The organism is Streptococcus sp. HMSC073D05 (assembly GCF_001812015.1).
Classification (GTDB): Bacteria; Bacillota; Bacilli; order Lactobacillales; family Streptococcaceae; genus Streptococcus; species Streptococcus parasanguinis_D.
In genome coordinates, this window is sequence record NZ_KV807493.1 from 1 (window position 1) to 23,722 (window position 23,722).

The following is a 23,722-nucleotide window of genomic DNA, read 5'->3' on the forward strand; positions in this document are numbered from 1 at the left end:
TGACGTCCGTACTCACCTAAGGAAAGTTTTTAAGTTGACTTTGTCTTAAATCTGAAGCTACTGCTTAGCTTCTATTTTTCACCCAACAAAGGCCCAAATAATGGCAATCAGCACTGCCGGTAGGAGATTAGCGACCTTGATTCGTTTGCCCCAGATGAGATTGATCCCTACACAGAGAATGAGGCTGGAGCCAACTAGGGACAGATTCGAAAGGGCTTGTGGAGTCATGATCGGTGCGATCAAATGGGCCAACAGCGTGATCAAACCTTGAAGTACCACGAGTGGAACCACCGCAAAGATCGCGCCCTTTCCTTTTGAAACGGTCAAGACCAGAACGATAACCATATCGAGAATAGCCTTGGCCAACAAGGTCGAGGTGTCGCCTGTCAGGCCATCCTGGACGGCTCCGACTACCGCCATAGCCCCGATACAAATGGTCAAGGCCGTGGTCATAAAGGCATCAACAAAACCGGTATCGCCTTGGTTACCCGTCTTTTCCTTCAGCCAGGTTCCCAGTCGCTCAAAGCCCTCCTCAATCTTCAAGAGTTCCCCGATAACGGTCCCGATCACTAGACTCAGAATCAACATCATACTGCCGTGACTTTCTACATGACTTCCATGCACCACCAGCATCTTTTCCAAGGTCCCCGCAATGCCCAAAACAAATACAGCAACTCCTGTCACTTTCAGAAGGGTCTCATGAAAATCTTCTGACAAACGTTGACCGATGAGCAGTCCTAAAAGCCCACCAAATACGACCCCTAAGGCATTGTATAAGGTCCCTAAACCGATCATTTACAAACTCCTTCGTTCGTTTTTCATTCTTTTTCAATTTCTTTCAAAGACCAGTGTCCCGTCTCTTCATACTGGTCAATCAAGTCCTTGGCTGTTTGCGTAATCTCCTCTGGATAATGCAAGCTTTCTAGAGTATTGACCGCATTTTTGGTCACCGCTGACCCTGGCTTGATCTGGTAGTCAAAGACGATCTTGCCATCCACATAGCGACTGTCAAAATGGTAATTATCATTGACTTCACCGGAGGCTGCGACCAGCTCAATATCATGGCTGGAAATCATGTAGAGACAGTTTTGGGCAGCCAACCAGCGGACAATTCCAAGGCCTGATCCGATCCGCTCGATGGTATTGGTCCCCTTAAAGAGCTCGTCAATAAAGAAGTAGTGAAAACCAGGCTTTTTCAGATGCTGAATCATACGCAAAATAGCTTTGCTCTCCATGATAAAGTAGCTATCTCCAACTTCAATATCATCGCTTACATCCATAGCCGTTAGGACATGACCGTAAGGCAGGGCCAAGCTTTCTCCATAGGCAAAGCCCAGCCCTTGAGCCAGAATAGCATTGATAGCGACGGTCTTCAAATAGGTCGATTTCCCAGACGCATTGTCCCCACTGATGACCATATTTTTTTGAAAATGCACATCATTTGCAATCGGATTGGACAGCAAGGGATGATAGAGCGTCTCACCTTCAATCCCACCCGTCTCTGTAAAAACTGGCTGACAGACCACTTCTAGATCCCGCTTATGGCGCAAGAGACTTATAGCGACTTCCATCTCCCCTAGCAGATCCAGAAGTTTCTGGGCCTCTTTTTGATAAGCCTTCACCTGATTGTAAATATAAACCTGAGCGATCTGCGGGAGTAAAAAGAGGTCATTGAGGTAGAGGAGAACAATTTCCATCTCAGAAGTCCCCGTTGGACTCTGCAAGACACTGGCAAGGATCCGCGTTTTCTTAAAAGCTTTGACCGCTTGCTTGAGTTCTTCTTGTTGTGGTAAAACTAGATGGCTCAAGCGTTCTGCCGAAGCAAAGATGCGGACCAGGTAGCTAACATTGTCCAGACGGATTTTATTGGACCAATTGCGCAAACTTGAAAAGACGATATTAAAGACCACACTGATCACCAAGAGGGTAATCGCCCCAACCGGCTCAAAGGGGATGGCAAAGAGACAGAGGATTGGAAGACAGGCCAAGGCTATATAGAGGGGCAAACCTGCATAATGCTTGCCAGGTTTTGCGACAATGCTACGCGCCATATTGTGGTTCTTCTTGCCCAGTTGGTTGAAAATGACCTGAACCTTGAGCCGCAAATCGGGATGCTCTTCAAAGAAGGCTTCTAAGTCATGAAGTTGATCCTGAGGCTGGAATTCCAGCAGGCGCATTTTTTGATAGAGAGCTTCTGCTCCAAGGCTCGATTGGGTGTAATTGAGCTGATCAAAGACTGCGTCCAAAGCCAAATCATGCCAGGTCTGATCATCCACTTGGCTATCGATCGTCTTTCCCTTAGCTGGATAAGCCAGACTGGCTATCAAACTTTCTTCCGTGTCTTTCTTACGAAAGAAAGGCGCTCCATCCCAAGCTTTTTTCAGCTTTTGCTTGAGGCGGATAGCCGTAAGAAATTTGGTTGCCCAAATCACCATCATCAATCCTAGGATCCAAAGTGGGAGCCAGTTTACATTTCCTTCCATACTCTATTCCTTTCCATTCTGAGGCCAGTCCAAGTGAACATGTTCCTTCATTTCTCGGTAGGCCGTGTCCACTCTCTCCTTGGTCTCCTCATCCAGCTTGTCGCGGTATTTGCCACCCTGGATAAAATCTTCCAAAATATAGGTCTGGTACTTGTACAACTCATAGCCTTCAGGAGAATAGGTCCCCTTCGGAGTTCGACTAACCCAGGTTGGATGAGCAGTAGCCGTCTTAATCTTTGTCTTGCGGCCGACCTTTTCGATGGTCACATCCATCAAGACTCCTCGCTCTGTCCACTGGGCCGTCTCCACGTCCCCCATGGTTTCCAGACGCTGATTAGAAAGGAAATTCCCCATTGAGTAGATGATGAGCTTGTTTTGACCATCTTTATTGACCACTTCAGTAGGCTCTACAACATGAGGATGTCCGCCAAAGACAATATCAGCTCCCCATGAAATCATCTTATGATAGAGCTCTTTTTGCTCTTCTGTCGGCTCCAACTGGTACTCGATTCCCATCTGGGGCATGACAATGGTGATATCAGCCTCTTGCTCTGCCTTTTGGATCTCCGCCTTCATCCGCTCTTCATCCAAATCAGACAAGACATCTGCTTGCTCCTCTGGAGTGAGGGTCGTTTCCATCCCATTAAAGCCGTAAGCATAGGCTAAAATAGCAATCTTGATGCCATTCACTTCCTTGATCACCAAGGGAGCTTGCCCTCTCTTTTCATGCGTGTAGACACCGACAGGTGTGATACCTGCATCTTCAAAGGCCTTGGCTGTCGAATAGACCCCATCTAGGCCTGAATCTAAGATATGGTTGTGTCCCAAATCCATGACATCATAACCAGCATCCTTGATGGCTGGTACGACTTCGCTCGGCGCATTAAAGAGAGGATAACCCGACAAATAGTAATCCGGGTTAATGGTTCCCTCAAAATCACCCAAGGCCAGATCTGCTTTTTGTAGCCAGGGTTTGACATACTCATAATTTTCATGAAAATCATAGCTTCCGTCTTCCTTTTGTGCACTCATATAGACCAGATCATGATAGAGCTGGTCTCCATTCGCCATGATCCGCGCTGTATGAGGAATCTGATCAGCCGGTGTTTTGGCCTTGTACACAACCTCTGGCCGTTCCGTTGCGGTGATCGGAAAACCTTGGAACTTTTGCACCCACAAAATGGCATTGGCCACGATAAAAACGACAGACAAGAGCACATAGACAAACTGCTCATTGGTCAGCTGAATCCTTGAAAAGAGACGATCAAAAACCCAATCAAAGGCCGCCGATAGCTCTTTTCCCATCGTTTTGATGGTCCCTTTCACATTCTCCCACTTCTCTAACATTCCTACCTCTTCTTCCTACCTCAACAGATTGAGCTGTCATTGAAATACTTTCTCTTCATTGTATCACAAATTTCCAGAGGAGAAAAAAAGTTCTGCAAAACAGAACTTCTAAATGATTTGATATTAAAAGAATGGTTTCTTCAAAGCAGAAAACATCATCACGATTTTCAACTGATGCAAGCATCTACTGAAACTTTCCGCTGTGAGAAAAGTGCCTAAAACATAATTGTTTCAGGCACACGGGAGTTTTGAAAGTAAAACAGTTCGGGGAACTGTTTTAGCCTGAGCCTAAAAATTGAAAAGCGAAGGGGTTCAAAACGAATTGAACACAGGCTGCGGATTGTGTCAAAAAGATAAGTTTTCCTAGAATCGAAAGATTCTGCGTCAAACTTCCTATTTTGACTTTATCCGCAGACGCCCTTTGTATCTTAATTTAGTCATGGAACTTCTATGAAGTTCGCTGACGTCCGTACTCACCTAAGGAAAGTTTTTAAGATGCTTTTTCTATTATATCAAAGCTTTTAACAAATAACCATAGCCTTCTTGCTCCATTCTCTCTTTTGGAATAAAGCGCAACGAGGCCGAATTGATACAATAGCGAAGGCCACCCTGGTCTTTTGGTCCATCGGTGAAGACATGGCCTAAATGGGCATTGCCTGAGCGGGAACGAACTTCGATCCGTTCCATTCCGTGACTATGATCTTGGTAATAGTGGACAACATCTTTGGCAATGGGACGGGAGAAACTTGGCCATCCACAGCCAGACGCAAACTTATCCTTGGCAAAAAAGAGAGGTTCCCCAGTCGTAATATCCACATAGATCCCCTCTTCAAAGGTCTGATCATAGGCATTGTGGAAAGGACGTTCCGTCGCGCTTTCTTGAGTGACTTGGTACTGCTCTGCTGTCAGTTTCGCCTTTAGGATTTCTTGATCTGGCTTCTGATAAGCTGCTGGATCAATCAAGGGCTGCTCAGCATCCGTCACATCGATATGGCAATAGCCTCCAGGATTCTTCTTGAGGTAGTCTTGGTGGTAGTCTTCAGCCAAGATATAGTGGCGCAAGGGTTCCAACTCAACCGCGATTTTGTGGCCCAATTGCTTCTCTTCTTCCGCAAACACTTGGGCGATCACTTCACGGTCTGCTTCGTCTGTATAATAAACACCCGTCCGATATTGGCGGCCTCGATCATTTCCCTGTTTGTTAACGGACAAGGGATCGATCACCCGGAAATAGTAGAGCAGAATCGCTCGTAGAGTGATCTTGTCTGGATCGTAGATAACTTGTACAGTCTCTGCATGATCCGTTTCCTTGATCAGTTGGTAATTGGTCGTCTCTACCTGGCCATTGGCATAGCCCACCGTCGTCTGTTCTACACCGGGGATCCGTGAAAAATACTCCTCTAAGCCCCAAAAACAGCCACCTGCTAGATAAATCTCTGCCATCTTTCTTCCTCGCTTCCTGCATTCCCCACAAGGAACGCTTGACATCTATTAGCTCCATCATAATCCAAGAGCCTCAGATTTTCAAGGATTCTGCATCAAAAATCCCTTCTACTGTATGTAAAATGGATTCAATCCTTCTTATTTTTCAAATAAGAAAAAGAGCGAGTAATAGAAGTTCCAAAACGATAGGGTTAACTGATGTAGAAAAACATGAAGGACTACCATGACCAACACCTCCTCTGAATATCTGTAGACAAACTCAAGGCACATCAACTACAACACCACCGTCGGTCCATAGACCTGTAACTGAGGCTTCACAACCTCGTAATGCCAGTGATCATAAGCTCGCCAAGCTTGAAAGGCCTCTTCGTTCAAAGCTAGCCCACCCAGACCAATCAATAGACTGGCGGTCTGATAAAACTTTTCTAACTCAATCAACAGACGATTGTCTACCCGCCTATCCTTTCGTAAACCTTTCAACATCTGATCTAGATTTTCTCGAAATCGAAGGGCATCTAAACTGGGGGTGAATCCCTTAGAAAAGGCTGTTTGAAGAAGGGTGATCGTCGTTCTTGCCTCTTGAATCACATCCCTTTCTTCCATAGAAATCACCTTCCTTTTCACCTCCATTGTACACCTTTTTCTCTCTATAAAAATGGAAAATTCCTAAAACTAGGAACAGAATGTTCTCTCTTGACAAGAAACCATAAAAAACTTCCCCAAGTTTCCACTTGAGGAAGTTCTTTTCGAAAGATTAGTCAATGTAGTGCAATTTCCCACGGAAGTCTTCTAGACTTTGGTAGCCTTTTTCTTCCATGATGGCTTTGAGCTCCGCAGTGATGCGTTCAAACGCTCCTACTCCTTCTTTATGCAGCGTCGTTCCGATTTGCACCATACTAGCCCCACAAAGGATATGTTCAAAGGCATCGCGACCAGTCAAGACGCCCCCAGTCCCCACAATCTGAATTTCTGGATTCAGACGTTGGTAAAAAGCATGGACATTGGCGAGAGCCGTTGGTTTGATGTATTCTCCACCAATCCCACCAAAGCCGTTCTTAGGACGAATCACCACGGATTCATCCTCAATGTAGAGGCCATTTCCGATCGAATTGACGCAATTGACAAACTTGAGCGGGTATTTGTTAAAGATCGCTGCTGCTTGATCAAAATGAACGATATCAAAATAAGGTGGCAACTTGATCCCTAGAGGTTTTGTGAAATAGGCAAAGACCTCAGACAAGATCCGATCTGTCGTATCAAAATCATAGGCAATCTGAGGTTTCCCAGGGACATTGGGACAGGATAAGTTCAACTCTGTCAAGCCTTTAAAATCACTGTCTTGCACCTTTTTCAAGATGGTATGAGTTTCTTCAGGAGACATGCCGACGAGAGATAAGAAGAAGGTCCGATCTGGATCCGTTTCTTGCAACTCCAATAAGTAATTCAAATAATAGTCCAACCCTTGGTTAGGTAGCCCCATCGAATTGATCGAACCAAGCGGCACATCTTGGTAGCGTGGCTCTGGATTACCAGCACGGAATTCTAAGGTTGCTGTCTTGGTCACAAACGTCCCCGCAGCTGAGTTCTTCACTTCTTCTAATTCCTCAGTGGTCATACAGGCTACACCTGCCGCATTCATCAAGCAGTTGTCAAATTCAAAACCAGCAATTTGCGTCTTTGTCGATACCATCTTGTACTCCTTTTTTGAAACACCACCAACAGAATCGTTCGGGATGCTCTCTATTTTCTTCTTTCATTATACCATCACTTGGAAGCTTCCGGACAATCAAAGATAAAAATTCTTCCAAACATTCGGACTTTCCTAGTCACGATAAAATTTTCAGAAAATTCAACTTTTTTCTTTACAAGCCAAAAAAAGTCTGCTATAATGATCCATGTAATAAAACATGACATTGTTTGTCAACCGTCTCAAAACCACTCCCCTAGCGGGTTTGCTGGTTTTCGTTTCATTCACAAAGGAGAATTAACATGACAACTGCTAAAGAATATATCCAAAGCACTTTCGAAACTGTAAAAGCTCGTAACGGCCATGAAGCTGAATTCCTTCAAGCTGTTGAAGAGTTCCTCAGCACTTTGGAACCTGTTTTTGAAAAACATCCTGAATACATCGAAGAAAACATCTTGGCTCGTATTACAGAACCTGAACGCGTAATTTCTTTCCGTGTTCCTTGGGTTGACCGTGAAGGAAACATCCAAGTAAACCGTGGTTACCGTGTTCAATTCAACTCTGCTGTAGGTCCTTACAAAGGCGGACTTCGTTTCCACCCAACAGTTAACCAAGGGATCTTGAAATTCCTCGGATTTGAACAAATCTTCAAAAACGTCTTGACTGGTCTTCCTATCGGTGGTGGTAAAGGTGGATCTGACTTTGATCCTAAAGGAAAAACAGACGCTGAAGTGATGCGTTTCTGCCAAAGCTTCATGACTGAATTGCAAAAACACATCGGTCCTTCTCTTGACGTCCCAGCTGGTGATATCGGGGTTGGTGGACGTGAAATCGGATACCTTTACGGTCAATACAAACGCCTTCGCCAATTTGATGCTGGTGTCTTGACTGGTAAACCTCTTGGTTTCGGTGGTAGCTTGATCCGTCCAGAAGCAACTGGTTATGGTTTGGTTTACTACACTGAAGAAATGCTCAAAGCCAACGGCGACAGCTTTGCTGGTAAGAAAGTCGTGATCTCAGGTTCTGGTAACGTTGCTCAATACGCTCTTCAAAAAGCAACTGAACTTGGTGCAACTGTTATCTCTGTATCTGACTCAAACGGTTACGTGATCGACGAAAACGGTATTGACTTCGACCTTCTTACAGACGTCAAAGAAAAACGTCGTGCACGTTTGACTGAATACGCTGCTGAAAAACCAACTGCTACTTACTACGAAGGTTCTGTATGGACTTATGCTGGTAACTATGACATCGCTCTTCCATGTGCAACTCAAAATGAAATCGATGGCGATGCTGCAAAACGTTTGGTCGCTCAAGGTGTGAAAGTTGTCTCTGAAGGAGCAAACATGCCAAGTAACATCGATGCCATCAACGTATACAAAGAAAATGGTATTCTTTACGGACCTGCTAAAGCAGCTAATGCTGGTGGGGTTGCTGTATCTGCTCTTGAAATGAGCCAAAACAGCCAACGTCTTTCATGGACACGCGAAGAAGTGGACGGACGTTTGAAAGACATCATGACCAACATCTTCAACACTGCTAAAACAACTGCAGAAACTTACGGTCTTGGTAAAGATTACCTTGCAGGTGCCAACATTGCTGCCTTTGAAAATGTCGCAAATGCGATGATTGCACAAGGTCTTGTATAATCAATCGATATTTTTCTTTGAGACCTTCGGGTCAAAGCCTCTCAACTCCTGAAACCAGTATGTTTCAGGAGTTTTTTTGTAGCTACAGACCTCTGTCAAGACACCCCGCCCCAAGTGAGGAAAGCCATTTTTTAGATAAGGGACTCGACTGTTTCTAGTGGGAAGATTTGAGCCCTCTCTTTTTCTGTATCTTTTTCTAAAAAAATTTTATTTTTTTTACTTTACCCCCTTGCATTTTTAATAAATTAGTATTAAACTATAGCAAAAGGAGGTGTGCTTATGTTTCTTTTAGCTCAAGAAAAATCAGATACGATCGAATTCCTTAAGTCTGAATTGGTCCAATTACTCTCCAATATGCGACAAGAAATCGCAGCTAGCCGTCAATCACAGACCGGCGCAGCTTGTCATCATATTGAATATTGCATGGACAAGATCCAAAGGGCAAAAAGTTCCGTAGCCATTGCCCTCCCGATCGAATCCTTAAATCTTGAAATCACGACTATGCTACGCAAGCAACTCATCGTCTTGCCACCAGAGGCTCGAAAAAATTGGGACCAGATTAAAAAGCTGGATTTCAAATACTGCCACTTAAAATAGACCAAAAAAGAGAGTGGGACAGAAATCGGTAATTCGTTAGTATTCGATTTCGTTGTCCCACCTCCGCACAGTTGAGTAAGGCTGTAAAAGCTGATGAAATCAGCGTAGTATATCCCACTAAACCACTGCGTCTTGCTCGACAGTCCAAAAACAATTGAGAGGCTAGGACTTTTGCCCCAGCCTCTTTTTTGTGTTAAAAAATATAAAAAATTGGTTCATAAATTAATTTATTCGATAGAATTATCAATCGTCTACTTAAACTTTCCGCTGTGAGAAAAGTGCCTGAAACGACTTCGTTTCAGGCACTCGGGAGTTTTGAGACCTTAGGCTCAAAACTAAGTCATGGAACTTCATCGAAGTTCGCTGACGTCCGTTCTCACCTAAGGAAAGTTTCTAAGAGGACCTTGTCTACATTCTAATTTCTGAGCTTCTCTTATTACATGATCCCGTTCTTTCCTGTCGGTAGGCTAATCCCTGCTTCCATCAAGGCATCATGGTAGAGTTTATAGTAGGTATGATAGACAGTCGTCTGGGTTCCATTTTGCGCAGTCATCGCGATGCGGAAGGAATAACGGCCATTTTTTTCAATCTGTGGGCCTAAAATCGTAGGACCTGTCAACACCTCTGGGTGTTTATCTTGTTCAGACTGATTAACCTGAGCAATCACCTGATAGATCTTGTCGAGATCGGTATTTGCATCTAGCGGAATATCGATCAACACGCGCATATCGCCGCGTGAGAGATTGCTGACGACGGTGATATTGCGATTCGGAACAAAGTGGAGAGTCCCATCAAAGTCCCGCACCTGGGTCGTGCGAATCCCGACACTACTGACGATGCCGGCAATATTGATAGACCCATTCGTGAGACGAACATTGTCTCCCACATCCAGCTGGCGTTCTAAAAGGATGAAGAAACCATTGACCAAATCGGAAAGAAAGCCCTGGGCTCCCATCCCAATCGCCACCCCAGCAATACCAGCACCAGCCAAGAGACTAGAGACTGGAAGGCCCAGAATCGACAAAATCCAGTAGATCAAGATGAAATACAAACAATAGTTTAAGAGGCTCTCAACCAAACGGAGAATCGTATTTTTACGGGCTTCATCCTGCACCGTATACTTAAAAGAAGGGGTTAATATCCGCTTGACCAGGCTATGGATGACCTTTTTAGCGATAAAAAACAAAAGAAAGACAAAAATCAGAGAGATACATTTTGACATCAGATCATCAAAAATCTTCGTCCAGTCTATTTTACTGAAATAACGTTGGAAAGCTTGACTCATTTATTCGGGCCTTTCTAACAAAGAATAGTATGATTATATCAAATATTCGGAAATAAGGCTATTTTTTAAAAATTTCATTGCTTTTCCCCCCTAACTATCGTATAATATTCCTTAATTATTTTTTAAGGAGGTCTTACATGATTCATCGATTGATTACCACTTGGAATAAAACCAACCTTATGAAAAGAATCGCAATCGGGATTGTACTTGGAGTCATCCTAGCACTTATCTTCCCGAAAGCAACTGGTATTGGACTCTTAGGAGAGTTCTTTGTTGGGGGGCTCCGTGCGATCGCACCCCTTCTAGTCTTTGCGCTCGTCGCAAATGCCCTCTCCCAACACCAAAAAGGGACAGAGACCAATATGAAAAAGGTTATCGTCCTCTATCTCCTAGGAACCTTTGCTGCTGCCTTCGTCGCTGTTTTGGTCAATTACATCTTCCCGATCACCATTACCCTGACTGGAAAGGCCGCTGAAGGATCCTCTCCAAACGGGATTGGCGAAGTGATTAGTAACCTCTTGCTCAAGATCGTCGACAACCCGGTCAACGCCTTGCAGCAAGCCAACTACATTGGGATCCTTTCTTGGGCAACCGTCTTTGGAATTGCCATGAGAGAGGCGAGCGAACATAGTAAAGACCTCCTGCAAACCCTAGCAGACATCACTTCAAAAATTGTCGAGTGGATTATCAACCTAGCTCCATTTGGGATTTTAGGCTTGGTCTTCACGACCATCGCTGGCCAAGGACTCAGTGCCCTTAGTAACTACGGGATTCTCTTACTTGTTTTGGTTGGTACCATGGCATTTGTAGCCCTGGTCATCAATCCATTGATCGTCTTTTTCATGATTCGCAAGAACCCTTATCCCCTTGTTTTTAAATGCCTCCGTGTCAGTGGGGTAACAGCCTTCTTCACCAGAAGTTCTGCAGCCAATATCCCTGTCAATATGCGTCTCTGTGAAGAGTTGGGGCTGAATCCAGACACCTATTCTGTCTCCATTCCACTTGGTTCAACTGTAAACATGGCAGGCGCAGCCGTGACGATCAATATTTTGACGCTAGCTGCTGCCAATACTTTGCACATTCAAGTTGACTTTGGAACGGCGCTCATCCTGAGTGTCGTAGCGGCTATCTCTGCTTGTGGAGCATCTGGAGTTGCAGGAGGTTCTCTCCTTCTCATCCCTGTTGCTTGTAGCCTCTTTGGTATCACCAATGATTTGGCCATGCAAGTCGTCAGCGTCGGCTTTATCATCGGGGTCATCCAAGACTCATGCGAAACAGCCCTCAACTCTTCGACAGATGTGCTCTTCACTGCCATCGCTGAAATGAGTAGCTGGCCAAAAGAAAAACGCTATTAAATGAGCCTATCTCAAATAGACAAGAAAACCCAGACCACGCGATCTGGGTTTTCTTATTTCTTAAAGTATTGTTTGCTTTCTTTGATGATGACAGGGGAGAGAGCTAAAAGGGCAATCAGGTTAGGCAAAGCCATTAGCCCATTCACAATATCCGCGATCACCCAGACCAGGTCCAGCTTAAGGAAGCCTCCCAGTCCAACCATAAAGACAAAGAAGGTCCGATAGAGGTTGATATGTTTAACACCAAATAGGAATTCAAAACACCGCTCTCCGTAATAAGACCAGCCAAGAATAGTCGTGGTCGCAAAAAGCACCAAGCATAGCGTTAGAATGATGCCTCCGACTGGGCCAAAGACGCCTGTAAACGTATCCTGAGTCAGGGTACTAGTGCTGCCCTTAGCCATCCACTCACCTGAAACCAAGAGCGAAAGTCCTGTCAAACTACAGATGATAATGGTATCAATAAAGGTTCCTGTCATGGAGATCAAGCCCTGCTCGACTGGCTCATTGGTCTTCGCCGCTGCTGCTGCAATGGGTGCAGATCCGAGACCCGATTCATTGGAGAAAACTCCACGCGCCACCCCTTTTTGGATAGCCATTTTGACCGTTGCTCCTGCGAAACCTCCCATGGCTGCAGTCCCTGTGAAAGCACCCGAAAAGACCGATTTCAAGGCTGGAAGCAATTGGTCCAGATGCAAGGCAATGATCGTGACAGTCGCAAAGATATAGGCAGCCGCCGTAAAAGGAACCACTTTTTCAGAGACTTTGGAAATCCAGTGAATCCCACCAAAGATGATGGTCGAAACCACTAGCGCAATCACTACACTAGCCACTTCTGGAGCTGTTCCAAAACTTGCTTGAAGGGATCCCGTAATGGAATTAACCTGGGTCATGGTTCCGATCCCAAAGAGGGCCACCAGCACTCCTGCAACCGCAAAGAAAATAGCCAGTGGTCGCCACTTCTCTCCCATCCCGTGAAGAATGTAGTACATCGGACCACCTGAGATATGACCGTTGTCATCCTTGGTCCGATAACGAATGGCTAAGAGCCCTTCTGCATACTTGGTCGCCATTCCAAAGAAGGCAACCATCCACATCCAAAAGAGGGCACCTGGGCCACCTGTCTGAATCGCTGTAGCCACCCCTACAATATTCCCCGTCCCTACAGTAGCCGCTAGAGCTGTCGCTAGGGCTCCGAAGCTTGAGATATCCCCGTGTCCCTCATCTTCTGTAAAGATCAAGCGAAAAGCTTTTGGAAGGTAGCGTATCTGAAGCAAACCCAAGCGAAGGGTCAGGTAGATCCCTGTTCCTACTAAGAGCTCCAATAAGGGGGCGCCCCACACTAGATTATCGAGTTGTTGAAAAAACTGCAATACATGATCCATTTTCTGTCTCCTTTTTCATCGACCGCTCGACAGAAAAGAGAAAAAGAAAGAGCACATGTCAAACATGTACTCTGGTCCTGCTTAAAATAGGGGTCTTCCCCTATTTTTCGCTCTGTCCTTTTACCTGAGAGTTTGAGTAGATGCATCATCCTCTACCTTGCCCCTTCGGTGCCATTTCTGGTCTCTCCAGAGTTCCGTCCATTCACAGTCACTCGCGCTCCTGCAAACTTCATTCGGTCGTATGTAATTTTCTCTATTTTAATTGATTTTCAAAAGTTTGTCAATTATTTCTGTAAATATATTGCAAATCACCTGAAAATATACGGTTTTTAATCACTCAAGGAGAAGTGATTGGTCATGAGGTTGCTAGCATCGAGCAAAATCTTGTCCAAGAGTTGATCTGTCGCTTCCTGGATTTGATCACTCATAGCTTGGTTTTCCGCTTCAAAATCAACGGTTTCACCTGCTGCAAGTGCACGATCGACTTTATTGATGCGCGCATGTCCCCAGGCCATTGTCGTTTCTTGGTAATCGTCCAAATCACCAACATGGTGAGCATAGTGAGGATCTGCTAGTCCTGCAATAATCCGGTTGGCCCAGTAGAAGGAATCCGTTGTTACCTTAGCCGTCGTATTGGCAAAGTAGTCTGGCGTTGTATCCACTTGGGTAAAGAAAGGAACGGCTGTATTGTAAGGCATGGAGCCATAAGAAATCCATTGGATACCTGTCGTTTCTTGTGGTTTATTGGGGCGCAATTGCAGAATCGCTGTCTGGCTGGTCCGGTTGATCCCGATCGTCCGGAAGGTCCGCTGACTCACGTGATCTCCTTCAGGACCATAAGGATCGTAGATGGTGTCTTGGTAGTGGTTGCTCAAGACATATTTGACATCTTCAATCGTCACCTTGCGATAAGGTTTTTGACACCAAGGAATCTCAAAACTCCGTGGATCCTGCTCGATTTCAGGATTGAGGAAACGCTGGATGGCCCAAGCCCGCGGTGTATTGTAGTGACGGTCCTTGTCTTTTTGGCTACCAAAGGCATAGCGTGGATTAAAACCTTTCCCTTCTTGATCCAGAATCAAATGGTGCTCTGTGACAAAATGTTCAAGATCCGGGTCACAAAGAAACTCATCGGGATTACCAAATTCAAAATAATCACTTCCCAGTTGGTTGGGGTTGGTCACATAGGCATCATCTGGAACACGGCGCGCCATCCAGTGGTGACCTCCGATGGTCTCCAACCACCAGATTTCATTCACATCTGAAATCGCAATCCCGTTAGACTCATAAGTTCCATACTCTTCCAAAATCTTTCCGAGACGCAAGACCCCTTCGCGGGCGGTCTTGACATAAGGCAAGACCAAGGTCAGCATGTCTTCCTCACCGATGCCACTCTCTACAAGGGGATCTGCCCCTAGCACACGGCTATTGGTCGTAATGGTCTCTGTCTCACTCATGGCTACATTATAGACATTGATCCCAGCTTCTCCCCAGATCCCGTCTTTAGGAATCGCATCTGGAACCGCTGTATAGCGAACTGGATTATCTGGCAAGTCGATTTCAAAAGTTGATAATACTGACTTGTAATGACGCGGTTGATCTTCCGGTTTGACCACGATCAATTTCTTGGGCGTAAAAACGCCATTTTGAGAATCCTCTGTTCGTGCTACAATGGTCGAACCATCATAGCTAGCATTTTTTCCGACTAGAATCGTTGTACACGAATCAGCACTTTCACGTTTACGCATGCGTATCCTCCCAAATCATTCATTGCCTCTATTATAGCACTTTTAAAAGGGAGGACCTACTGAAAATCAGATTCAAAAGCGAATCCTTTTCAACAACTTTCAATCATTTTCATTTTATAAAATTTTAAAAACCCTAGCTGATGAACAACTAGGGCTTAACTTATCCTTTAAACGTAACAATGGTTGCGCCACTACCACCTGCATTTTGGGGGGCATATTCAAAACTTTTGACGTGTTTGTTGTGGCGGAGATACTTGGTCACCCCTTCACGGATAACTCCCGTTCCAATCCCGTGGATGATATCGACTTGGGCCATGTTGTTGAGCAGGGCCTGATCGATAAAGCCATCTAGCTCTTGCATGGCCTCTTCATAGCGTTTTCCACGGAGATCCAGACGTGCTCTCGGCCCACTCGTGTTGGAGCGTTTGACGACATTCACCTGGCGTTTCTTAGGTTGAGTTGCTTCTTTTTCAGCCTTGATAAGGTTGAATTCTTTTTCTTCCAAGGTCATCTTGATCAAGCCAACTTGCGCCTCCCAGCGACCATCTTTGAGTTGCTTGACCAGGGTTCCGCGTTGGCCATAGCTGATAACCAAGATTTCGTCTCCCACCTTAGGAGTACGCGCCTTTTTGGCTTTTTTCAAGACCTTGTTTTTAGAAAGGTCGACGGTTTCAGGAGCGAGTTTTTTCAACTGAGCCTTGGCTTCAATGATCTCATGTGGTTTCAACTGGGATTTGGCGTGAAGGCCTTGAAGGATACGGTCACTCTCTGAGAGGGCCATGTCCACAATTTCCTTGGCCTCTTCTCTCGCCTTATTGAGCTCTGTTTCTCTCTCTCTGGTCAATTCGTTATAGAGTTTTCGAAGAGCACGATTGAATTTGAGATTTTCTTGCTCGACCTCTTGAATGGTATCCAAGCGCTTGCGACTTTCTAAGGTCTGCGCCTCCAGTTTTTCAATAATCTGATTGACATCATTATCCGTATTGGTCATCTTCATGGCATCCTGGATAATGGTCTCAGACAAGCCCAAACGGCGGGCAATTTCAAAGGCATTGGAGCGTCCAGGAACTCCTTGCATGAAGCGATAGGTCGGACGCAGACTCGCTGTATCAAATTCCATACTAGCATTTTGCACCCCAGCAGTCTCAATCCCGTAGGCCTTGAGCTCTGGATAGTGGGTCGTCGCCATGGTCTTAATCCCACGTAAACGCAGGTCTTCTAGGATAGCAATAGCAAGGCTAGCCCCCTCTTGAGGATCGGTTCCAGCCCCCAACTCATCCAGAAGGATCAAGGAGGCGGTATCCACTTGATTCAAGATAGATACGATATTGGTCATATGACTGGAGAAGGTCGACAAGCTCTGCTCGATCGATTGTTCATCTCCAATATCTGCAAAGACTTGTGAGAAGATGCCCACACGACTACCTGGATCCGCTAGGATGGGAAGACCAGACTGGGCCATAATTTGCGCTAGTCCCAGCGTTTTTAGCATGATGGTTTTCCCCCCTGTATTGGGACCGGTAATCACGATTTCTGTCAGGTCCTCGGTAAAATGCAGGTCATTCGCGACAGCATTTTCAATCAAGGGATGACGTAGTTGCAAGAGCTGAATAGAGCGATTGCTGCTAACCTCTGGTACCACTGCCTTACAATCGCGCATAAACCGATACTTGGCCTTGATCAAGTCCAAGTGACCGATAATCCAAGCGTTATTTGCAATCTCTGCTGCATGAGGGCGCAGGGTGTCAGATAATTCCTCCAGAATCTGAATGATTTCATAGCGTTCATCGGCTCGATGGTTGGCAATTTCTTCATTGAGATTGACGACTGCTCGAGGCTCGATATAAACGGTATTCCCACTGGCTGAGATATCGTGGACCACCCCTGCAATCCGGTTGCGATAGGTGTTTTTTACTGGTAGAACATTGCGGCCATTCCGACTAGCAATCACAGCATCCGCCAACATATCGGCCTTGCTTTTCAGCAGGTCTTGTAGAATCTCTCTGACCTGGTGTTCATTTTCCTGGATTCGGCGACGAATTTTGGCCAATTTTTCACTGGCAAAAGACTCGACAAAGCCTCCTTCGTTGATAGCTTGAAGCCCACCTTGTAGACGTGGTAAATCCACCAAGTTGTCAAAGAGGCGATTGAGCCTTTCCAGACGGACATTTTCCAAGTTGTCGTAGAAATCCTTGAGCTCATGTGTCACCCGAAGGACAGCTTTTAACGCTAGTAATTCATCGATATTGAGGGCCGCCTTCATCTCCAAACGCTTGGCGACTGGACGGACATCTTGAATGGTCGACACGGCAAAGCGAGGCTCTTCCAAGAGGATCTGCTCCATATCTTCTAGCTCCATAAAGGCCGCTTCGATGCTTTCTTTTTTATCAGTTGGAGTAAGGGCTGCTAGCTCCATCTCCCCTTGTTCTGTCTGTAGATAGGGTTCGAAGAGTTGCTTGACCTTGTCAAACTCCAGAATATCTAAGATTTTTTTATTCATGTTTCTCCTACAAAAAAAGTGAGCGTCCTTCTTTAAATCGGACTTGTCTCACTCCTTTCTTCATTTTTGCTCCTTAAGCTCCGATAATCGCAGTCACCCACAAGTTGTGGAACAAACTGGAACTAATCGGGGTATGAAGGATGATAAAGCGGATCAATCCACTTGCATTGAGTCTATTTTGGATGGAAGCCATGGGAACTGTTGAGAGGACAGTCAAGCCCATCTGGATGACCAAGAGAGTTATCACGACGGCGATCACTCCCGCTCCAATTTGATACTTGCGATCCTCCAATTTTTCTGGCTGAGGTACCAAGTGCATAAAGATCCCAATCACACGACCAATCAGGTAGACCATCGCAAAAATCAATACATATGCTAATCCTGCATAAAAGATGTCATCTAATTGAAATAGGTAGCGGTTGGCATAAAAATAATTCACCGATTGCTGGGTGGGACTCGAAAAAGGAACCCATAGAGACAACACCTTGGCCAGTCCCTTATAGCTGCCACCTGCAATCAAGAGGGCCACTAAGGTCACTAGAAAGTAATAGGACTGGAGGATAATCCCTCTTGCATAGCCAATATAAAAGCTCCATGCCAAAATCAATAAGATTAAGAAAGTTAACATGTATCTCCTCTTATTTGGATGATTTATCCTTTAAGTCGTCTAAAGCCTTGCGACGAAAAGCATCTAATTCTTTTTCTTTGTCATCAAACTCAATCTCGCGATTCAGTTGCATGGACAAACTATTTACTGCCAATAAGATCGCGATGGTTTCATCATCTGCCTCTGGCATTTGTTCCTTAATTGCTTGGTATTTTTCTTTCGCAACACGTTCGACTTCTTCCATAAACAAATTATCATGGTTGGTTGTTAAAGTGAGCGCTTTGTTTCCAAATGTAAATTTATATCTATTTAAGCTCGCCATAAAAATCACCTCACGGTATTATACCAAAAAAGGCTAGCTTTGTCAGTAGCAAAGCCCCTCTTCACAGGGATTTTCCAGTGGATTCTTTCTTTCTTTTTGCTCCCTCTCTCCCTGAATTTGTGGTACAATAGTGGTTATGGAAAGTATGACACTCACTCCAACACAGGAGCAAATCCTTGATTTTGTCCATACCTATCGCCGTTCTCTCTCTCAAAGCAAGAACCCTCATATGGATTATTTCTTTCGACTAGAGGGAGCGACCGTTTCGATCTACAAGTCTGGAAAAGTCTTGCTTCAGGGCAATGACCTGACTCCTTACCTGGCCTTTTTCGGGCAAGATGCTGGGAACCCTAAAGGTTCTAGCACTTCATCTGCACGACAAGACCTCGCCATGATCGGAACTGACGAGGTCGGAAACGGCTCTTATTTTGGTGGACTCACCGTCGTTGCATCCTTTGTCACACCTGACCAGCACGACTGGCTCAAAAAGCTCGGTGTTGGGGATTCAAAGACCTTGGATGATCGAAAAATTCAGCAATTGGCTCCTCTCCTTGAGGAAAACATCCAGCACCAAGCACTCTTATTATCTCCAAAGAAGTACAATGAAGTCATTGCTTCTGGCTACAATGCTGTTTCGGTCAAAGTGGCCCTGCACAATCAGGCCATCTATCTTCTATTAAATAAAGGAGTCCAAGCAGAGCGAATTGTGATCGATGCCTTTACGACGGCTAAAAACTACCAAAAATACGTGAAAGCTGAAAAAAATCAGGTCACCCAAGCCATTGAGTTGGAAGAAAAAGCAGAAGGTAAATATTTAGCGGTTGCAGTTAGTTCCATCATCGCCCGCAATCTCTTCCTTCAAAATCTGGAAGATCTGGGCAAGGAACTGGGCTTTAATCTCCCTAGTGGAGCAGGAGCGAAGTCAGACCAAGTCGCTGCTAAATTGCTTCAGACCTACGGGATGAAGGCTCTGGATTATTGTGCCAAACTCCATTTTAAAAACACAGAAAAAGCAAAGAAATTACTAGAAAGATAAGTTATGTCAAAAAGAAGTTCAAAACAGTCATCTAGCTCACCAGTGGTGAGATTCCTTAAAGAATGGGGCCTCTTCAGTATTATTGTTGGTCTCATTATCGCCTCTCGCATCTACCTCTGGGCTCCGGTCAAGGTGGACGGCCATTCGATGGATCCAACCCTAGCAGATAGCGAGTATCTCCTTGTGGTCAACCACCTCTCAATTGATCGTTTCGACATTGTCGTTGCCAATGAAAAAGACGACGACGGCAAGACCAAGGACATCGTCAAACGGGTCATCGGTCTTCCTGGAGATACCATCCAGTACGACAACGATACCCTCTACATCAATGGGAAAAAGACCAATGAGCCCTATTTGAAAGACTACATCGCTCGTTTCAAAAAAGATAAATTGCAATCGACTTACACTGGAAAAGGCTTTGAAGAAAACGGAGAACTCTTCCGTCAATTGGCCAATACAGCTCAAGCTTTTACAGTAGATAAGGATGGCAATCCTAAATTTACCTTGAAGTTGCTCGACGATGAATACCTCCTACTTGGAGATGACCGGATCGTTTCAAAAGATAGCCGTCAGGTCGGAGCTTTCAAGAAAGAACAAATCAAAGGACAAGCCGTCTTTAGACTATGGCCGATCTACCCTTTCAAAACTTATTAGTAGAGATTAACAGACTGAGGCTGAGACAAGTATGTCCCAGCCTCGCTTTATAAAAAGGAAAGAAATGATGGAATATTATTTTTCTGGTACTATTGAGCGCATTATTTTTGAAAATCCTAGCAGTTTTTTTCGAATCCTCTTGCTCGATATCAGCGATACCGATGCCGAAGACTTTGATGATTTTGAGATTATTGTGACGGGCACCATGGCAGATATCATGGAAGGCGAAGACTACACCTTCTGGGGGGAGCTGGTCCATCATCCTAAATACGGAGAGCAGCTCAAAATCAGTCGCTATGAACGTGCCAAACCCTCTAGCAAGGGCTTGGTGAAATATTTTTCCAGCGATCACTTTAAAGGAATTGGTCTCAAAACAGCCCAAAAAATCGTGGACCTCTATGGGGACAATACCATTGACAAAATTTTGGAGGCCCCTGAAAAATTAGAAGAAATCACAGGTCTCTCCAAGAAAAACCGCCTAGCTTTTGTGGAAAAACTTCGTCAGAATTACGGAACAGAGCGCATTCTCGCCCAACTCGCCAACTATGGCATTCCCAATAAATTGGCCTTTCAGATCCAAGATTTTTATAAAGAAGAAACCCTCCAGATCGTGGAGCAACAGCCCTACCGATTGGTGGAAGATATCCAAGGCATGGGCTTTAAAATCGCGGACCAACTAGCCGAAGAATTGGGGATTGCAAGTGACGCCCCTGAGCGTTTCCGCGCGGGCCTGATCCACAGCCTTTTTAGCTACTCTATCGAGACTGGAAATACCTATATCGAAGCCAAGGACCTCCTGCGCTATACCATTGACCTGTTAGAATCCGCTCGGCCAGTAGAATTGGACCCTTCCACTGTCGCCCAAGAATTAGGACGCCTCATCGAGGAAGACAAGATCCAAAACATAGATACCAAGATCTTTGACAATAGCCTCTTCTTTGCGGAGGAAGGGATTCGCAGTCATATCGGTCGCCTCCTAGAAAAAGGAAAGTCGACTTCATTTGACCCTGAGAAAATCAACCAGGCGATTGAGGAGGTTGAAAAAGATCTAGGGATTCGCTACGATGCGATTCAAAAAGATGCGATTCACCAAGCTATCCAAAACAAGGTCTTTATCCTCACCGGGGGACCGGGGACAGGAAAGACCACCGTTATCAATGGGATGATCAGCGTCTATGCCCAACTCCACCAGCTGGATCTTCGGAAGAAACAAGACCTGCCGATCCTCTTGGCTGCTCCAACAGGACGGGCAGCTAGGCGTATGAATGAGCTGACAGGACTTCCGAGCGCCACCATCCACCGCCATTTGGGGATGACGGGGGATGATGACACCAGCCACTTAGAGGACTATCTGGACGCAGACTTTATCATTGTGGACGAATTCTCCATGGTCGATACCTGGCTGGCTAATCAATTGCTCAGCAATATCGCAACCGATACAAAACTCTTGATTGTGGGAGATGCCGATCAATTACCTTCTGTCAGTCCTGGTCAGGTCTTGGCTGATCTCTTGCAGATTCCGAGCATCCCTCAGACCAAACTGGAACATATTTTCCGACAGAGTGAGGACTCGACCATTGTCTCACTAGCAGGAGATATTCGCCAGGGCAAGCTTCCTCAAGATTTCACAGAACGAAAAGCCGACCGCTCTTATTTCGAAGCTGGAAGCGAACACATCCCTAAGATGATCGAACAGATCACCTCTGCTGCCCTTCGCAGTCAGATCCCGGCTCGAGATATCCAAGTCTTGGCACCTATGTACAAGGGCCAGGCCGGCATTGACAACATCAATACACTCATGCAAGACCTTCTCAATCCAGCTGTCAAAGATCAGGTCGTCTTTGACACGCCAGACTGCCAATACCGCGATGGAGACAAGGTTATCCATCTGGTCAATGATGCAGAAAGCAATGTCTTTAATGGAGATATTGGCTACATTACCGATCTTCTCCCCGGAAAATATACAGAATCGAAGCAAGATGAATTGACTATCCAATTTGATGGCAATGAAATCGTCTACCCGCGCAATGAATGGTACAAGATTCGCTTAGCCTATGCGATGAGTATTCACAAATCGCAAGGAAGCGAATTTCCTGTGGTGATTTTACCCATTACTAATCAAAGCCACCGGATGTTGCAGCGTAATTTGATCTATACCGCCATCACGCGCTCAAAGAGCAAGCTGATTCTCTTAGGAGAATACAGCGCCTTTGATTTCGCTACTAAAAATACAGGTACAGCGCGCAAGACCTACTTGGTGGAACGCTTCAAGGACCTGGACGGAGGCGAAGCAACCACAGACTATTCTTCATCCGTTGCAATGGCTTCTGCTACAATCGAATCTGCACGAAGCAAGGAAGAAACTGTTGAAACGAAAGCAGAGACGTCTAAGCCTACTGTCTATCGACTAACAGAAGACAATCTCCACGCCATCTCGCCTATGATTGGACTAACAGAAGAAGAGATTGCAGCCTTCTTTGATATCAAAAAAGACGACTAGTGAATAGACTAGTTGTCTTTTTCTTCCTCTACCAGAGACAGTTCAGTATGATCAACAAAGTTGGTCATGGTGACACCCAAGAGGCGGATTCCTGTATTTATCGATTCGATTTCTTGAAAAATGCGACGCGCTGAACGATTGATGCGCTCATCATCTCGCGTTGGCTCCGTCAAGGTGATACGCTTAGTCAAGGTGGTAAAGTCTCCATAGCGCACTTTTAAGACCAAGGTCTTTCCTTGCTTACCATGTTTTTCCAGCGATTGGGCCACCTTACTGGACAGATTGGCAATTTCTTCTAAAATATCATCTTCTGCATAAAGGAGCTTGCGGTAGGTCCGCTCTTTTCCGATCGACTTACGGATGCGATGACTTTTGACAGGGCTATTGTGAATCCCTCGCGCCTTTCGAAAGAGATCATAGCCAAATCGCCCAAACCGATCAATCAAAGTCATCTCCGGGATGGCTAAAAGATCCGCGCCAGTATAGACACCCATCTCATGTAGTCGCTCTACTGTCTTCTTTCCTACTCCATGAAATTTGGCAATGTCCATTTGGCTCAGGAAATCCTCAGCGTCCTCCGGTAAGACCACCGTTAGGCCACGGGGTTTTTGGTAGTCACTTGCCATCTTGGCCAAAAACTTATTATAAGAAACACCCGCTGAAGCTGTGAGATGCAGCTCTTCCCAGATAGCATGCTGAATCAAGCGGGCGATTTTGACAGCTGATTTGCTCTGGATTTTATTTTCCGTCACATCTAGATAGGCTTCATCAATACTCATCGGCTCGATTAGATCTGTATAACGCTTGAAAATCTCACGGACCTGCTCACCTACTTCTCGGTATTTCTCATAATTTCCAGAGATAAAAATCGCTTGAGGACAAAGGTCCAGCGCTTCTTTAGAGCTCATAGCTGAATGAATGCCATATTTCCTTGCTTCATAGTTACAAGTCGAGACAACACCTCTCCCTCCTGACTGACGAGGGTCCTGGCCAATCACGACAGGCTTGCCCTTCAAACTAGGGTTGTCTCTTTCTTCGACGGCAGCAAAAAATGCATCCATATCAATATGAATAATCTTGCGACTGGTATCATTCACTAATGGAAATATCAGCATTTTTCACCC

Annotated in this window: 19 protein-coding genes and 1 riboswitch; of the genes, 6 read left to right on the plus strand and 13 right to left on the minus strand. The window is 45.3% G+C overall.

All coding sequences use genetic code 11. The features are described from left to right. Window positions 1-78: 78 nt before the first annotated feature. The 6 genes from HMPREF2832_RS06405 to HMPREF2832_RS06430 form a co-directional block, all read right to left on the minus strand. A complete protein-coding gene (locus HMPREF2832_RS06405; protein ID WP_070506059.1) occupies window positions 79-795 on the minus strand; it encodes a DUF554 domain-containing protein in 717 nt (238 codons plus the stop codon). 23 nt (window positions 796-818) lie between these two features. After that, the gene (locus tag HMPREF2832_RS06410) at window positions 819-2,483 is read right to left on the minus strand and encodes a MutS-related protein (RefSeq protein WP_070506061.1); all 1,665 of its coding nucleotides are present in this window, start codon (window positions 2,481-2,483) and stop codon (window positions 819-821) included. Between the two features lie 3 nt (window positions 2,484-2,486). Then, the gene (locus tag HMPREF2832_RS06415) at window positions 2,487-3,830 is read right to left on the minus strand and encodes a CapA family protein (protein WP_070506063.1); all 1,344 of its coding nucleotides are present in this window, start codon (window positions 3,828-3,830) and stop codon (window positions 2,487-2,489) included. 507 nt (window positions 3,831-4,337) lie between these two features. Then, complete coding sequence (gene msrB, locus HMPREF2832_RS06420; protein ID WP_070506065.1) at window positions 4,338-5,273, minus strand: peptide-methionine (R)-S-oxide reductase MsrB; 936 nt, start codon at window positions 5,271-5,273, stop codon at window positions 4,338-4,340. A 273-nt stretch (window positions 5,274-5,546) separates the two neighbouring features. Beyond that, window positions 5,547-5,903: a helicase BlpT gene (locus HMPREF2832_RS06425; protein WP_070506067.1), complete on the minus strand. Its 357-nt coding sequence runs from the start codon at window positions 5,901-5,903 to the stop codon at window positions 5,547-5,549. Between the two features lie 124 nt (window positions 5,904-6,027). Then, on the minus strand, window positions 6,028-6,963 hold the full coding sequence (locus HMPREF2832_RS06430) for a dihydroorotate oxidase (protein ID WP_049474144.1): 936 nt from the start codon (window positions 6,961-6,963) through the stop codon (window positions 6,028-6,030). A 299-nt stretch (window positions 6,964-7,262) separates the two neighbouring features. On the opposite strand from HMPREF2832_RS06430, the gene gdhA reads away from it, so the two are divergent. Together gdhA and HMPREF2832_RS06440 are read left to right on the plus strand one after the other, a co-directional pair. Beyond that, window positions 7,263-8,609, plus strand: a complete 1,347-nt coding sequence (gdhA, locus tag HMPREF2832_RS06435) for an NADP-specific glutamate dehydrogenase (protein ID WP_003004977.1) — start codon at window positions 7,263-7,265, stop codon at window positions 8,607-8,609. A 279-nt stretch (window positions 8,610-8,888) separates the two neighbouring features. Then, entirely contained in the window at window positions 8,889-9,206 is a 318-nt protein-coding gene (locus HMPREF2832_RS06440) for a hypothetical protein (RefSeq protein WP_049490820.1), read from the plus strand. 436 nt (window positions 9,207-9,642) lie between these two features. Here the strand turns inward: HMPREF2832_RS06440 and HMPREF2832_RS06445 are convergent, their stop codons facing one another. Next, on the minus strand, window positions 9,643-10,491 hold the full coding sequence (locus tag HMPREF2832_RS06445; protein WP_070506069.1) for a mechanosensitive ion channel family protein: 849 nt from the start codon (window positions 10,489-10,491) through the stop codon (window positions 9,643-9,645). A gap of 137 nt (window positions 10,492-10,628) precedes the next feature. Between HMPREF2832_RS06445 and sstT the strand changes: the two genes are divergently transcribed. After that, complete coding sequence (gene sstT / locus HMPREF2832_RS06450; RefSeq protein WP_023919132.1) at window positions 10,629-11,846, plus strand: serine/threonine transporter SstT; 1,218 nt, start codon at window positions 10,629-10,631, stop codon at window positions 11,844-11,846. A gap of 53 nt (window positions 11,847-11,899) precedes the next feature. Here the strand turns inward: sstT and HMPREF2832_RS06455 are convergent, their stop codons facing one another. From HMPREF2832_RS06455 to HMPREF2832_RS06475, 5 genes are all read right to left on the minus strand, one after another. Then, the gene (locus tag HMPREF2832_RS06455) at window positions 11,900-13,231 is read right to left on the minus strand and encodes an alanine/glycine:cation symporter family protein (RefSeq protein WP_070506071.1); all 1,332 of its coding nucleotides are present in this window, start codon (window positions 13,229-13,231) and stop codon (window positions 11,900-11,902) included. 102 nt (window positions 13,232-13,333) lie between these two features. Beyond that, window positions 13,334-13,431, minus strand: a riboswitch (glycine riboswitch). A gap of 129 nt (window positions 13,432-13,560) precedes the next feature. Further along, on the minus strand, window positions 13,561-14,979 hold the full coding sequence (locus HMPREF2832_RS06460) for a C69 family dipeptidase (RefSeq protein WP_070506072.1): 1,419 nt from the start codon (window positions 14,977-14,979) through the stop codon (window positions 13,561-13,563). 160 nt (window positions 14,980-15,139) lie between these two features. Beyond that, the gene (locus HMPREF2832_RS06465) at window positions 15,140-17,479 is read right to left on the minus strand and encodes an endonuclease MutS2 (protein WP_070506074.1); all 2,340 of its coding nucleotides are present in this window, start codon (window positions 17,477-17,479) and stop codon (window positions 15,140-15,142) included. A 73-nt stretch (window positions 17,480-17,552) separates the two neighbouring features. Next, window positions 17,553-18,107, minus strand: a complete 555-nt coding sequence (locus HMPREF2832_RS06470; protein ID WP_003008795.1) for a CvpA family protein — start codon at window positions 18,105-18,107, stop codon at window positions 17,553-17,555. Between the two features lie 10 nt (window positions 18,108-18,117). Then, window positions 18,118-18,408 carry a hypothetical protein gene (locus HMPREF2832_RS06475; protein WP_070506075.1) on the minus strand — a complete coding sequence of 97 codons (291 nt, stop codon included), beginning with the start codon at window positions 18,406-18,408 and terminating at the stop codon, window positions 18,118-18,120. A gap of 136 nt (window positions 18,409-18,544) precedes the next feature. Here HMPREF2832_RS06475 and rnhC point away from each other — a divergent pair, with 136 nt between their 5' ends. From rnhC to HMPREF2832_RS06490, 3 genes are all read left to right on the plus strand, one after another. After that, entirely contained in the window at window positions 18,545-19,444 is a 900-nt protein-coding gene (gene rnhC / locus HMPREF2832_RS06480; RefSeq protein WP_070506077.1) for a ribonuclease HIII, read from the plus strand. Window positions 19,445-19,447: 3 nt separating this feature from the next. Further along, on the plus strand, window positions 19,448-20,098 hold the full coding sequence (gene lepB, locus HMPREF2832_RS06485) for a signal peptidase I (protein ID WP_003008799.1): 651 nt from the start codon (window positions 19,448-19,450) through the stop codon (window positions 20,096-20,098). Between the two features lie 67 nt (window positions 20,099-20,165). Next, window positions 20,166-22,598 (plus strand): SF1B family DNA helicase RecD2, encoded by a 2,433-nt coding sequence (locus HMPREF2832_RS06490; protein ID WP_070506079.1) that lies wholly within the window; start codon window positions 20,166-20,168, stop codon window positions 22,596-22,598. A gap of 8 nt (window positions 22,599-22,606) precedes the next feature. On the opposite strand, the gene dinB is transcribed toward HMPREF2832_RS06490, so the two are convergent. Then, entirely contained in the window at window positions 22,607-23,713 is a 1,107-nt protein-coding gene (dinB, locus tag HMPREF2832_RS06495; protein WP_070506081.1) for a DNA polymerase IV, read from the minus strand. Between the last annotated feature and the right edge of the window lie 9 nt (window positions 23,714-23,722).

Excerpts from the sequence above, each read along its gene's own strand:
- HMPREF2832_RS06405 (WP_070506059.1), bottom strand. The coding sequence starts at position 795 with ATGATCGGTTTAGGGACCTTATACAATGCCTTAGGGGTCGTATTTGGT.
- HMPREF2832_RS06410 (WP_070506061.1), bottom strand. The coding sequence starts at position 2,483 with ATGGAAGGAAATGTAAACTGGCTCCCACTTTGGATCCTAGGATTGATG.
- HMPREF2832_RS06415 (WP_070506063.1), bottom strand. The coding sequence starts at position 3,830 with ATGTTAGAGAAGTGGGAGAATGTGAAAGGGACCATCAAAACGATGGGA.
- msrB (WP_070506065.1), bottom strand. The coding sequence starts at position 5,273 with ATGGCAGAGATTTATCTAGCAGGTGGCTGTTTTTGGGGCTTAGAGGAG.
- HMPREF2832_RS06425 (WP_070506067.1), bottom strand. The coding sequence starts at position 5,903 with ATGGAGGTGAAAAGGAAGGTGATTTCTATGGAAGAAAGGGATGTGATT.
- HMPREF2832_RS06430 (WP_049474144.1), bottom strand. The coding sequence starts at position 6,963 with ATGGTATCGACAAAGACGCAAATTGCTGGTTTTGAATTTGACAACTGC.
- gdhA (WP_003004977.1), top strand. The coding sequence starts at position 7,263 with ATGACAACTGCTAAAGAATATATCCAAAGCACTTTCGAAACTGTAAAA.
- HMPREF2832_RS06440 (WP_049490820.1), top strand. The coding sequence starts at position 8,889 with ATGTTTCTTTTAGCTCAAGAAAAATCAGATACGATCGAATTCCTTAAG.
- HMPREF2832_RS06445 (WP_070506069.1), bottom strand. The coding sequence starts at position 10,491 with ATGAGTCAAGCTTTCCAACGTTATTTCAGTAAAATAGACTGGACGAAG.
- sstT (WP_023919132.1), top strand. The coding sequence starts at position 10,629 with ATGATTCATCGATTGATTACCACTTGGAATAAAACCAACCTTATGAAA.
- HMPREF2832_RS06455 (WP_070506071.1), bottom strand. The coding sequence starts at position 13,231 with ATGGATCATGTATTGCAGTTTTTTCAACAACTCGATAATCTAGTGTGG.
- HMPREF2832_RS06460 (WP_070506072.1), bottom strand. The coding sequence starts at position 14,979 with ATGCGTAAACGTGAAAGTGCTGATTCGTGTACAACGATTCTAGTCGGA.
- HMPREF2832_RS06465 (WP_070506074.1), bottom strand. The coding sequence starts at position 17,479 with ATGAATAAAAAAATCTTAGATATTCTGGAGTTTGACAAGGTCAAGCAA.
- HMPREF2832_RS06470 (WP_003008795.1), bottom strand. The coding sequence starts at position 18,107 with ATGTTAACTTTCTTAATCTTATTGATTTTGGCATGGAGCTTTTATATT.
- HMPREF2832_RS06475 (WP_070506075.1), bottom strand. The coding sequence starts at position 18,408 with ATGGCGAGCTTAAATAGATATAAATTTACATTTGGAAACAAAGCGCTC.
- rnhC (WP_070506077.1), top strand. The coding sequence starts at position 18,545 with ATGGAAAGTATGACACTCACTCCAACACAGGAGCAAATCCTTGATTTT.
- lepB (WP_003008799.1), top strand. The coding sequence starts at position 19,448 with ATGTCAAAAAGAAGTTCAAAACAGTCATCTAGCTCACCAGTGGTGAGA.
- HMPREF2832_RS06490 (WP_070506079.1), top strand. The coding sequence starts at position 20,166 with ATGGAATATTATTTTTCTGGTACTATTGAGCGCATTATTTTTGAAAAT.
- dinB (WP_070506081.1), bottom strand. The coding sequence starts at position 23,713 with ATGCTGATATTTCCATTAGTGAATGATACCAGTCGCAAGATTATTCAT.